This window comes from Ensifer soli, from assembly GCF_041928815.1.
Classification (GTDB): Bacteria; Pseudomonadota; Alphaproteobacteria; order Rhizobiales; family Rhizobiaceae; genus JBHFEI01.
Genome location: NZ_JBHFEI010000025.1, coordinates 21,093 through 32,376 on the forward strand (window position 1 = coordinate 21,093; position 11,284 = coordinate 32,376).

Genomic DNA, 11,284 nt, shown 5'->3' on the forward strand with positions numbered 1-11,284 from the left:
ACGTGCTCCGGAGAGGACCTAAAGGTCCTCGTCACAGGCGGGCATGTCCTCTTCGAGGGAAAAGAGCGGAGCTTCGACCGGTGCGCGCTGGAACAGCTCAGGCGCTATGCGATACAGGTCCGAGGCTTTCTGAAGGGCCTCTTCCTGCGAGGCAGCCTGCACCGCGATGTAGGATTTATCCACGATCCGGCAGGATACGTAGAACCAGGTATTTTTGATCAGGGTCTTGTGGAGTGGCATTGGGACTTCTTTCCTTGGTTACCCGGTCACGCTTTGCGGCCGGTCGGGAAAGTTCGGCGTCGGCCGTCTGAGGCGCATAGCGCCGCCCCCTGTCATCAGGCAACTCGGGAGCGCAGCGAACGGAGCGGGCCGCCTGATTGACTGGGGCAGACCACGACGCAAAACCCCGACAGCTCCGGCCGCATGCGGAACGGTCCAAGGATGGACCTTGCCCCTTCCTCCCTGTCGATAATGGTTCGACTATCCTGCGGTTGTGGATACCTGTCGTCAGCAGGCAGCCAGCAGGAAAGGTGCCGCGCCCTTTGACGCGGCCCTATCGCTAGTATTCATCAGCGCGCATCACGGTCAGCACCCGGCAGGTGACGTCCCGATTGGTCGGATCAGGCGAGTGGTTCCGTTTCCGGAGATCGTAATAGTCGATTTTCCAGAAGTAGTTCACGCCATCATGCGCGATGGCGCCAAAATCATGCTCGCCGTGGGGATCGTTGTCCGCCGTGAAGGCGTCAAAATCCATTACCTTGCGCAGGATCCTGAAGCGGTCCTGGTGCGGCAGCCCCATGACGCTGCTGGTGAGGAACAGCTCGCCGAGAGGCGGCAGTGGCCATTTTCGGAGCTGGTCATTCAGCGCACGGATCTGCATCGTCCGGGTGCCGGAATGCTCCCGGGCCGGGAGGGGGCTCATCGCCCCTCTTCCCGCTGGGATTCCTCTGCCTTCGGCTTGCGGACGGTCAGACGGCCGTTGACGGGTATGCAGCTGATGCTGATGTTGAAGCCCTCGCCATCATCGTGCATCCAGGCGGCGCCGATCTTGGTCCAGTAGGCTTTCTTGCCTTCGCCTTCGACGTGGTAGACCGCATGAGAGGGTCTTTTGGTTTCGGTTGTCATGGGTTGTCTCCCGTTGGTTTCTCCGGCCACGCCCTTCGCGGCCGGTCGGGTCCCTCAAGCGGCGGTACGCCTGAGGCGTGGAACGCGCCGGTCCCAGTCATCCGGCCACACGGAAGCGCAGCGAATGGAGCGGGCAGCCGGATTGACGGGGACAGGCTCCGCCGCAGACCCCGACCACACCAGGCCGAGAAGGCAGGGACGGACAACGGACGACAACACCACACCGAGCCGACACCTGGTCACGGTCGAGGACAATGGTGGAGAGGCACAAGCCGAATGATGCAATCAGGATGGGCGGCAGCCTGAGACGCGATTTGGCGCGGCTTCACACTCCGCTACAGATGGGAAACGGTTTGCTGGCTGAAAGACGATGTGGCGACGATCTGGAGGGTTTGAGACACGATCTACACGCCGGCCCGGACTGCCGGGAGCTTCACCTGCGCTTGGCGGTCTTGACCTGCTCTTCGTGAAAGGCCCGCAGCTCGGCAAAGACCTGCGCGGCTGAAAGGCTCGGCGCTGGATCGTCGAGTGATGCCCGGATTCTGGCACGCAAAATTTCGATGGGCAGGGCTTCCTCGGAGAGGAGCGCTTGACTGTCGCTGTTCTCGCTATTCATCGGCGAATAGGATGGCCTCGTAGTCCTGGGCACCGTTGAGAACGTGCAGCACGTCGATAGTTTCAGCCGCAATCCGGTAAAAGATCAGGTATTCGCCGTGCGGCCGGCGACGGATGCCGGTATGCGCGTAACCCGCCAGCAAGGGAAACATCCGGGGCATGTGACCCAAGGTCAGACACCGTTCCACCAGTTCGGCGACGAAGGTCTCGGCCCGCACGGGATTGTCTATGGCGATGTAGTCACCGATATGCTCGAGGTCAGCTTCCGCCTCGTCGGTTATGACAACCTTCACAAGCCGCGATCTTCCGCCATCTTCCGGTATTTCGCGGTGAGACGGGCGCCTACCTCTTCGATCGGCTTGACCCGGCCGGCGTCAGCGTCGGCCAGCCCGCGCTGGAGCGCGGCATCAAGCGCGGCAAGGCGCTTTTCCCGCTCTTCGACCAGACGCACACCCTCGCGCAGAACCTCGCTCCGCGAGTTATAACGGCCAGTTTTCACCAGGTCTGTGACGTAGTTTTCCAGCTTTTCGCCGAGATGTGCGCTGCTTGCCATATCATTGCTCCTTTCCCCTTTATGGCACACAGTGATAACTATTGGCAACTTTTCTGACAGGGTCCAACCGGCTTGGAGCGTAAGCCGGTTGGAAAGAAGGCCCTGAAGGGCCTTGTCACAAGGCATGATGCAGCCGCAGCCGTGCCGACAGATAGTGACGGGAATCGAGTTCCATACCGAGGAAATCGCGACCCGTGTCATGGGCAGCGACCAACGTGGAACCCGAACCGCAGAACGGGTCCAGCACCAGGTCGTTCGGCTTCGTCAGGGCCCTGATCAAGGATTTCAGTGGCCGGACCGGCTTTTGCGTGGGATGCAGCCGGTTGGCTGTGTAGTCCCACGACTGGATGTCGGACAGCTTTGTTGCCGGGAACGGTGGACGTCCCTTGGCCAGCAGGTACGCCTGCTCGTGGGTGTGCTGCAGGAAGCGACGCGAGGATGCATAAGGCTTGGCAAAGACCAGATGTCCGACGATGCGGAAACCCGCCTCGCGCCAGGCTTCGGCAAAGCGGTCGACCTCGTTCCAGCCGTAGAAGCTGACGGCTAGGCTGTTGGGTTTGAGGATGCGGTACATCTGCCCGAAAGCGGGTTTGAGCCAGTCGGCGTTATCGTCATTGGCGACGGTACGACCGTGGCGGTCGCGATAACGGACCAGGTAAGGTGGATCTGTGAGGATGAAATCCACAGACCCGCTTTGCAGACGCTGCATCAGGGTGATGCAGTCGCCGTGCAGGATGGCGTTGCGGGTGATCATTATTCATCGTCCCGCTTGGCGTTGATTTCCTGAAGGATCAGGCGGCCGCTGACCGGCAGGCCGATAAGCTGGATGGTGAAGCCCTTACCGTTGTTCGTAGGCCACGCGGCGCCGACCTTGGTCCAGTAGCTCCCGTCGCCGGCTCCTTCCACGACGTAGACGCCGTGGGTGGGACTTTTGTTGGTTGTCATGGGTTTGTCTCCCGTTGGTTTCTCCGGCCACGCCCTTCGCGGCCGGTCGGGTCACTCAAGCGGCGGTACGCCTGAGGCGCGGAACGCGCCGGTCCCGGTCCACCGGGCTTCTCGGGAGCGCAGCGAAATGAGCGGAAACCGGTTGACGGGGACAGGCTCCGCCGCAGACCCCGACCACACCAGGCCGAGAAGGCGGGGACGGACAACGGAGACAACGCCACACCGAACCAACACCTGGTCACGGTCGACGACGACGGGGAGGATCAAGCCTGAAGGTGCGATCAGGATTGGCGCCGCCTGAGCGGCGATTTGGAGAGGTTTCCCACCTCACGCCACAGGGGAACCTGTCCGGACACCAGAAAACGGCCTGACGGCGATGTGACGACCTAGGCGGGGGCAATGGTTAGGCGTCGGACCAGTCGTCCGGCATATCCTCACCACGTTTGAGGATGCGGAGAACTTCGACAAGATCGTCACTGACGACACGGAAGGCGATGGCAGCGCTATGCTCGAACCCGATCAGACGCAGGCCTGGCAGGATGTGATCCCGCACCGTGCCGCGTTCGGGAAAGGTGTCGAGTGACAGACAAGCCGCTTCGATACGGGTGACGTATCCCCCTGCCCGCTCGTGGCCCGTCTTGTCGGCAATGTCCAGATAGATGCGCTTGAGATCTGCGGCGGCGATCGGCCGGAAAACGACCTTATGCGCCACGCTTGGCGGCTTTCACCTGAAAGCCTGGTGAAAAGCCCGCAGCTCGGCAAAGACCTGATCCGCCGGAATGCTCGGCCGGGGGTCATCGATCGCTTCCTGGATTTTGGCGCGGAGAATTTCGTCCAGTGCCGCTTCTTCCCGATCGAGGGCACGAAGCGCAGCACGCACAACCTCACTCGCAGACTCATAGGCACCGGTCGCCAGACGTGCGTCGATGCTGGCCTGTTGTTTGCCAAGGGTCAGGGTGATGGGTTTGCTTGTGCGCATGGATGAGATCCTTCCTGATCGCTTATAGCACGAAGCATGACAGTGTCATACTGATTTCTGACACCCTAGAACGTGCATCGTTTTCTCTTCAAAATTTTGAATTTTGCGCCGCAGGCCTTTTTAGAAAATTCTGAAAAATGTTTAGAAAAAAGTGTTCCGCAATGTTCAGTCTGTTCAGTTCTATATATAGGCGCGACCGATTCAGCGTAAAAGCGCGACCGATTCAGCGTAAAGGCGCGACCGATTCAGCGCGGAAAGATCCCGACGCGCGACCGATTCAGCGTAGGGGCGCGACCGATTCAGCGTAAGGCCTATACTAAGGCATTGAATCATCTAAGACCTGAGACCCCCTAAAGCGCGACCGATTCAGCGTAGCTAACTCTTTATGGTTTCACGCTTTTTCGTGGAACCCTTGGCCGGGATTGACAGCACATCGGAATCAGCGGGTTTCAGGCGTATTCCTGTCTCAGTCAGGCTGACCGGAAGCTTCGGAAAAACCTCACAAATATGTGCCAGCTCTTTCGTGAACTTCGCCCGGAAATCCCGGTCACGGGTGTAGCCGCCGGTCTTGCCTGAGGTTACAAAGTGCCCCTCGCCGAACTGCTCTTTCAGGGCTTCCCAACTGATCGCGATCGGCTCGCTGAGGCTGTAGCTGCGATGGCTGAGCCAGTAGTAGATATCAATCTTGCGGGGGGAGTCCGAGAACGCCTTGATGGCGTGGACGTTGACCGGCAGGGCGTGTTTCGCGAGGGTGTCGTAGAACTCGCGGCTGAAGGTGATCGTGCTCGGCCACAGCATGCGTTGATCGGGGTCACTGGGGAACCAGACATCCAGGGATGCGAACGGGGCGGTGTTGATCGTCCTGGCACGCCCCCCCTTCTCGTCGAAGGTGCCAATGGTCATTTTACAAGCCGCCAAGGCGTTCACCTGCTGCTTGAACGCGGTGAGATTGCCACGCGGTCCGCCGTTGGCCTCGAACCCCATCTTGTTGATGAATGCGGTCAGGCTGTCGTCGATGTTGATCGTCGGCGACTGCTGGCGGATTGCTTCACTGCACAGGTGCAGCAGCAGCAGGCGGGCACGGGAGCCATATGGCAGCGGCTGCTTCACGAACTCGCCCTCGGGGGACAGCAGCTCACCAGCGTTGACGATGAGGCGCATGTTGCCCTGCTTGCTGCGGTATTCACGCTCCTCGATAGGCTGGCGATTGTAGGGCAGGCCACACAGAGCCAGAACGCTATGGATGTGGCGCAGGTCTTCGCGTGTTCCGCCGGCTTCAAGAGCATCCTTGCTTTTGGCGCGGCGTCGGGCACCTGGCGACATCGCGGCGATTTCGGATGCGCGGGCCTCCGCCTGGGCATCACGCTCGGCCTGTTCGACAATCAGCTGGCGTGCCTCGACCGCGAAGACTGTAGGTAATTTGTATTTCTCGCGAGCCTGGGCAAGCTTCTTGCGCAGGTCGGCGTCGCGGACTAGGGAGAGATCAGGCAAGGAGGTGTCATTCATGCCCGATTACTTCCCTTTTCCCTCCACCGTGTCCAGCAAAGCCTCGATTGCCTCGCAGTACGATTGCCCGCCGTTGGCGTCGCAATAGGCTTTAAGGCGCTCGATAACCCGCTTTGGGCCGGTGACGCTGATCTTGTCCTGTGCCTCCTTCCGCTTCGGCCCAGGCTTGCGACGGGCATGGACGTCGCGAGACACGAATCCCAGCGACTGGCCTGCCTGCAGCACCTTCGACAGGTCAGGAGCTGGCTCAACAGCAGGTGCGGCAGCTTCGGGTGCCTTCTGCCGCTGCGGCGGCAATTTCACAGTATCGGTCACAGGTTTGTCGAATCCGTAGCTCATGCGGCGGCCTCATGCTGGGAGAGCTGGTTGACGACCTCTTGGGTGTACTCCTTCGCGTTCTGTACAGCCGCCTCCAGCGGTTTGAGGACACGCTCCTGCTGCGACGCGGTGCTATTCTGGACCTCGGCACGCCCCTGTGCTAGCAGCTCGCTGAGCAGCGATCCTTCGCGGAAGATACGGGTATAAGCGGCGCGTCGAACGATCGAGGACGACAGGATCCGCATGTCGGCCGCCAGCAGTTCCTTGCGGACGTCCTTCTCGTCGCTGGTCTGGAACGCCGCGTTGACGCGGGTCATCAGAAGCGCGTGCCCTATGGTCTTGTTCATCATGCGACCAGTGTTCTTGATGAGGTGAACGGCACGGGCCGCCTGTCGGGCCTCCATAGGCGTCGGCTCAAAGGGCACCAGCACCAGATCGGACTGGCTGATGGCATATGTAACAAGTGTCGAAGCTGTGCCCTCCAGGTCGATGATCAGATAATCGGCCTTGCCTTGGATACCATCGATGGTATCGAGGAATTCGGTTTCGCCCGGTACGCGCCTTACAAGGAACGGTACGTCCCTTCCTTGCTGCTGACGCTGGTCCGCCCATAACATCAGATTCTGGTTTGGATCGCAGTCCAAGATCGCAACCGTGGCACCGGCATGGTGGATCTGTTCCGCCAACAGCAGCGCTGACGTGGTTTTACTGGATCCGCCTTTGGGGTTGGCGAAGGTGATTGTGAACATTGAGCTCTCCTGTTTGATACTAACGTAAACGATAACGTTAAAGAATGCATTAGCTTTGAAATTATCGCAGACATTAAATTTAGCTCTAAAATTAACTTTACAATTGACTCTAAAGTTAATTTTAGAAATAAAGAAAATATATTATAAATCAATGTCATAAAAAATATAGGCAGGCGAGAAAAATTATATACTACCGGAAGTAGAATCAAAAGCAGTCGCACCTTCTCGCCGGCAAGCGCGCGCTAACGAGAAGAGGATGAAATAAAATGCCTATTTTAATTGCTAGAGCCGCACGGTATCAAACGTGCGGATTGAGAAAACGAAGGCAGGATTGCAAATTCCACTAAGGAAGTTAACTAAGAGAATTAAATGATAAAGTTGCTAAAAGATTTCTGGAATAGAATTCCAAAAAAGACATTTGCTGAAGTGTACATATCATGTCTCGCGTTAATATTATTAATTTTTATATTAGATACATTATTTATATTGCCCGATTTTTTAGCTGTAGCGGGTATTTTTATATGGGGAACATACGCCTATATAAAATTATTCATTAATCCGTATGATCCAAAATGACTATAAGGTGAAAAATGCCAGGAAATGTAGAAACAGAAAAGACAGACGATCAAAAAGTTTACGATTATTTTCTTAATATTTCAGGAATTGGTGCTGCCGTAAGCACATATATCATAGCGTCAGCAAGATATGCTGCCAGATCTGAAATATTTTATGATATTCCATTATCTTCTGTTGCACCAGTATATACATTAGCTGGAATAGCAGTTGATTTTGCGCAATATAGGAACGCTGGATACGGCGTGACAGGTGCAGCTACTTGGACTGCAGCGCAATTAGCTGTCACATTTACTATTGATTATGGTATAGCTGCTGCTGCAGGAATGGCAACGGGTATCCCTGTAGTTGGGACTGTAGCACCATACGCAGGATTAGCCCTTGCTGCCTACGTAAACTACGAGATAGGAAATGCGTTCCATAATACGTCTGAGTATTTTATAGGAATAAATAAAACAGAAAATGATATACAGCAAGTAGTTGGTGAGTCCCCTGGCTATATCTATGGTGAAGCTGAAGACGGGGCCACTCATTTGGAGGCGATTGTTACGTATGCTGATGGTCGACCAAATGGTTTCCCAGGGTCAGCCCTAAGTGCGCTGGATAGTTTTATTAGTGCAGTCATAAGCGCACTAACCGGGGGTAAAAATGCTGAAAGTGCCAAGCCCCTTGTAATTGATTTGAGTCCAGTATCAGGGATAGGAAGTGACGGTTTGGAGTTTATAAATCGCTTCTCTTCAAATGTATTTTACGATTTTACGGATGACACTTACAAAGAACGATCTGCCTGGGTCGGTCCAAATGAAGGAATTATATTCTGGGATAAAGATTTGAACGATAGAGCTGGTCGTAACGAGATAATTTTAAGTTATGATTTGCCTGGAGCAAAAACTGATTTACATGCTCTTATATTAGCGGGATTTGATAAAAACAATGATGGAATAATAAGTGCATCAGAAGCAGACGGAATTACAGATTCTGATGGAAAAGCGGACGCGGGAAAATTAAAAATTTGGCAGGATAAAAATACAAACGGCATATACGACCCTGGAGAATCAAAAAATTTTTCGGATATAGTTTCGTTTATAGACTTCAAAGAAGCAGATTTTTCTAAATTAGATAAAGACAACGATGGAAAGATTGATAAAGATCAGCTTCTCCAAATGGCAGATGGCTCCATTATATTTGGAGTATACAAAGTAGTACTTGCGGGGAGTGGGGAAGAAACTAAAGCGTATGATATGGCGTTCGCGTATGACGATGTTGGGTTTAAGGAAACAGCTACTGGTATAGTGACCTGCCACTGAGAATTTCCTCCGAAATTGATTAGAGTCCGGCCCATTGAGGACGGACGAATGAAGAAGCAGAGATTTACGGAAGAACAGATCATCGCTGTGCTGAAGGAGCAGGAGGCTGGTGGGAAAGCGGCGGACCTCTGCCGCAGGCACGGGATTTCCGAGGCAACATTTTACAACTGGAAAGCCAAATACGGCGGCATGGACGTCTCCGAGGCGAAGCGGCTGAAGGCGCTTGAAGAGGAGAACGCCAAGCTGAAGAAGCTGCTGGCCGAGCAGATGCTGGATGTGGCGGCACTTCGTGAGCTTCTCGCAAAAAAATGGTAGGGCCTGTCGCCAAGCGTGACGCCGTCGCGCATCTGAAGGCCTTGATGGGCCTCTCGGAGCGTCGGGCCTGCCAGATCATTTCCGCCGACCGCAAGATGATCCGCTACCGGTCCTGCCGACCGCCGGAAGTCGAACTGCGAATGAAGCTGCGCGACCTCGCCAACCAGCGACGGCGTTTCGGATATCGGCGGCTGTTCATCGTGCTCAGACGGGAGGGAGAACGATCCGGCGTCAATCGCATCTATCGGCTGTATCGCGAGGAGGGTCTTTCCGTTCGCAAACGGAAGGCTCGGCGACGTGCCGTGGGCACACGTGCGCCGATCCTGGTGGAGGCGAAGGCCAATGCGCGATGGTCACTGGATTTCGTCCACGATCAGTTCGCCTGCGGCAGGCGCTTCCGCGTGCTTAATATTGTCGACGACGTCACGCGCGAATGCCTGGCGGCCATCCCGGACACGTCAATCTCCGGCCGTCGTGTTGCTCGCGAACTGACAACACTGATCGAACGGCGCGGCAAGCCCGGCATGATCGTCTCCGACAATGGCACCGAGTTCACGTCGAATGCGATCCTGATTTGGTCCAGGGATCACAAGGTCGAATGGCACTACATCGCGCCGGGCAAGCCGATGCAGAATGGCTATGTCGAGAGTTTCAACGGCCGCATGCGTGATGAACTGCTCAACGAAAGCCTGTTCTTCGGTCTCGATCACGCCCGCAGCGCCATTGCCGAATGGGTCGACGACTACAACACCTTCCGGCCGCACTCGTCGCTCGGATACCAGACCCCGGCAGCTTATGCCGGGACCATCGCCGCAACCGGCTCCAACGCTGCGCAATATGAAAGCTACGCGTTTCCGCCGGTTGCTACCACCGCGCCATCTGGCGTATCAAAAACCGCCGAGGCTCTAATCGCCGCTGGATGAAAGTTCAGTGGCAGGTCACTTAGGATCAGGCAGGGCAGGGGGTGTGCGAAGCCTTAGCAATCGCCCTTTTCCATCCTTCCAACGGCCGATCTCTTCGCACCACCAGCGTCCATCGCCAAGATGGATAACGGTTTGACCATGTGGCCTGTCACAATGCTCACAGCGCCCTTTGGCCCGCTTGAACCGGATGATGTCGGTGAGCTGTGCCCAGTCAATGGGATAAAGCCAGCGGTGTTGTGGCCGGATCGGCATCAGGATGCTTCCCCGGTCTTTTTGGGAATTCGCTTGGCCAGCCGCGCAATCGTCGAACTCGAGCACTTCGTCGCCTGGCGGATGGTCTCCCAGGTCTGGCCGCTTTTCAGCATGGCGACAATAGCAGCGTTGCGCTGTTTGTCCTCTGGTCGCCCACGAAAGGCGCCGGCAGCCTTGGCCGCCGCAATGCCCTGCTTCTGGCGCCGGCGCCGGTCGTCGTAGTCCTTGCGGGCAAAGCCGGCGAGCATGTCGAGCATCATATTGTTGATGGCATCAAGGATGCGGTTTTGAATGTCATCACGGTCGCCGGTCATCATCATCCACGAGGTCGGCAGGTCCAGCGCGACCACGCGGATATGCCGGCTTTGGATTTCGGTTCGTAACTTTTCCCAGTCGGCGGCCGTCAAACGGCTAAGTCGGTCGACCTGCTCGACGAGCAACACGTCGCCGGGCTGGCAGTCCGACAACAAGCGGAACAGCTCTGGCCGCTGCAAGGTCGCCCCGCTTTCGTTCTCGATATAGCTGGCTGCGATCTTCCAGCCACGCTCATTGGCGAACTGCTTCAGCTCGTCATGCGCCCGAGTGGCATCCTGCTCTTTGGTGCTGGCGCGGAGATAGGCACGAATGAACATAACAGCACTTCGATATTGATTTTAAAAACCGCAGTTCGGTTTGACTAATAATAATATACGAAGTTCGTTTTGTGTCGTCAAAAGATATTTATCGCAGTGACGTAAAGGCACTTCGATAAAGGCATACTTAAATAGTGCAAAATCTATGCCTTTATTTTTCTGCGGAAACGAATGCAGTAGCGCTTGACTGATTACGTTAAGCTCGACGACGAAACTCTAGCGGAGTTTGGCCCATAAACTCGCGAAACGTTTTTCCAAACTGGCTTGCACCGTTGAAACCGCAGGCGCCTGCGACGTCTGACATTGAAAGCATGGTCGTGGTCAGCAGCTGCTTAGGACGCGGACTCATAAGCTGATGCGATCCACATTCTCGTGGCGGCGATCTTGAGTGCTGCGAGGTAGTTGTCTGCCTGGTGGTCATATCGCGTTGCCAAGCCGCGCATCTGTTTGATGCGATTGAAGAACCGCTCCACGAGATTGCGCTGGCGGTAG

17 protein-coding genes and 1 pseudogene are annotated in these 11,284 nt (G+C 56.0%); 2 read left to right on the forward strand and 16 right to left on the reverse strand.

The window, feature by feature from the left end:
* Positions 1-18: 18 nt before the first annotated feature.
* From ACEVQ6_RS22145 to ACEVQ6_RS22205, 13 genes are all read right to left on the reverse strand, one after another.
* The gene (locus tag ACEVQ6_RS22145; RefSeq protein WP_374891222.1) at positions 19-240 is read right to left on the reverse strand and encodes a hypothetical protein; all 222 of its coding nucleotides are present in this window, start codon (positions 238-240) and stop codon (positions 19-21) included.
* A gap of 319 nt (positions 241-559) precedes the next feature.
* Positions 560-922, reverse strand: coding sequence for a DUF3768 domain-containing protein (locus tag ACEVQ6_RS22150; protein ID WP_374891223.1), 363 nt, complete (start codon positions 920-922; stop codon positions 560-562).
* Positions 919-1,125, reverse strand: coding sequence for a hypothetical protein (locus ACEVQ6_RS22155; RefSeq protein ID WP_374891224.1), 207 nt, complete (start codon positions 1,123-1,125; stop codon positions 919-921). Before ACEVQ6_RS22155 ends, ACEVQ6_RS22150 begins: the two co-directional genes overlap by 4 nt.
* Before the next feature lie 433 nt (positions 1,126-1,558).
* Complete coding sequence (locus ACEVQ6_RS22160; protein WP_374891225.1) at positions 1,559-1,741, reverse strand: hypothetical protein; 183 nt, start codon at positions 1,739-1,741, stop codon at positions 1,559-1,561.
* Positions 1,734-2,033, reverse strand: a complete 300-nt coding sequence (locus ACEVQ6_RS22165) for a type II toxin-antitoxin system RelE/ParE family toxin (protein WP_374891226.1) — start codon at positions 2,031-2,033, stop codon at positions 1,734-1,736. The genes ACEVQ6_RS22160 and ACEVQ6_RS22165 overlap by 8 nt, the downstream gene beginning before the upstream one ends.
* The gene (locus tag ACEVQ6_RS22170) at positions 2,030-2,293 is read right to left on the reverse strand and encodes a type II toxin-antitoxin system ParD family antitoxin (protein ID WP_374891227.1); all 264 of its coding nucleotides are present in this window, start codon (positions 2,291-2,293) and stop codon (positions 2,030-2,032) included. Before ACEVQ6_RS22170 ends, ACEVQ6_RS22165 begins: the two co-directional genes overlap by 4 nt.
* A 115-nt stretch (positions 2,294-2,408) precedes the next feature.
* The gene (locus tag ACEVQ6_RS22175; RefSeq protein ID WP_374891228.1) at positions 2,409-3,047 is read right to left on the reverse strand and encodes a DNA methyltransferase; all 639 of its coding nucleotides are present in this window, start codon (positions 3,045-3,047) and stop codon (positions 2,409-2,411) included.
* Positions 3,047-3,238 carry a hypothetical protein gene (locus ACEVQ6_RS22180; protein ID WP_374891229.1) on the reverse strand — a complete coding sequence of 64 codons (192 nt, stop codon included), beginning with the start codon at positions 3,236-3,238 and terminating at the stop codon, positions 3,047-3,049. Before ACEVQ6_RS22180 ends, ACEVQ6_RS22175 begins: the two co-directional genes overlap by 1 nt.
* 403 nt (positions 3,239-3,641) lie before the next feature.
* Entirely contained in the window at positions 3,642-3,950 is a 309-nt protein-coding gene (locus ACEVQ6_RS22185) for a type II toxin-antitoxin system RelE/ParE family toxin (RefSeq protein WP_374891230.1), read from the reverse strand.
* Between the two features lie 12 nt (positions 3,951-3,962).
* A complete protein-coding gene (locus ACEVQ6_RS22190) occupies positions 3,963-4,217 on the reverse strand; it encodes a type II toxin-antitoxin system ParD family antitoxin (protein ID WP_374891231.1) in 255 nt (84 codons plus the stop codon).
* Between the two features lie 375 nt (positions 4,218-4,592).
* Positions 4,593-5,723, reverse strand: a complete 1,131-nt coding sequence (locus ACEVQ6_RS22195) for a replication protein RepA (protein ID WP_374891232.1) — start codon at positions 5,721-5,723, stop codon at positions 4,593-4,595.
* A gap of 6 nt (positions 5,724-5,729) precedes the next feature.
* Positions 5,730-6,062 (reverse strand): hypothetical protein, encoded by a 333-nt coding sequence (locus ACEVQ6_RS22200; RefSeq protein ID WP_374891233.1) that lies wholly within the window; start codon positions 6,060-6,062, stop codon positions 5,730-5,732.
* Positions 6,059-6,790 carry an AAA family ATPase gene (locus ACEVQ6_RS22205; RefSeq protein ID WP_374891234.1) on the reverse strand — a complete coding sequence of 244 codons (732 nt, stop codon included), beginning with the start codon at positions 6,788-6,790 and terminating at the stop codon, positions 6,059-6,061. Before ACEVQ6_RS22205 ends, ACEVQ6_RS22200 begins: the two co-directional genes overlap by 4 nt.
* Positions 6,791-7,380: 590 nt before the next feature.
* Here ACEVQ6_RS22205 and ACEVQ6_RS22210 point away from each other — a divergent pair.
* Both ACEVQ6_RS22210 and ACEVQ6_RS22215 read left to right on the forward strand, forming a co-directional pair.
* Positions 7,381-8,670, forward strand: a complete 1,290-nt coding sequence (locus ACEVQ6_RS22210) for an EF-hand domain-containing protein (protein ID WP_374891235.1) — start codon at positions 7,381-7,383, stop codon at positions 8,668-8,670.
* Positions 8,671-8,718: 48 nt separating this feature from the next.
* Positions 8,719-9,908, forward strand: a protein-coding gene (locus ACEVQ6_RS22215) for an IS3 family transposase (protein WP_374891236.1) whose coding sequence is annotated in 2 segments (ribosomal slippage) — positions 8,719-8,971 and positions 8,971-9,908 — 1,191 coding nt in all. Because the reading frame shifts where the segments join, the coding sequence is not laid out codon by codon here.
* A gap of 251 nt (positions 9,909-10,159) precedes the next feature.
* Here ACEVQ6_RS22215 and ACEVQ6_RS22220 read toward each other — a convergent pair.
* The 3 genes and pseudogenes from ACEVQ6_RS22220 to ACEVQ6_RS22230 all read right to left on the reverse strand — a co-directional run.
* Positions 10,160-10,792, reverse strand: coding sequence for a recombinase family protein (locus ACEVQ6_RS22220; RefSeq protein WP_374891237.1), 633 nt, complete (start codon positions 10,790-10,792; stop codon positions 10,160-10,162).
* Positions 10,793-10,988: 196 nt separating this feature from the next.
* Entirely contained in the window at positions 10,989-11,141 is a 153-nt protein-coding gene (locus tag ACEVQ6_RS22225; RefSeq protein ID WP_374891238.1) for a helix-turn-helix domain-containing protein, read from the reverse strand.
* A pseudogene (locus ACEVQ6_RS22230) lies at positions 11,125-11,284 on the reverse strand (IS5/IS1182 family transposase); the annotation flags it as partial. The gene ACEVQ6_RS22225 and the pseudogene ACEVQ6_RS22230, both read right to left, overlap by 17 nt.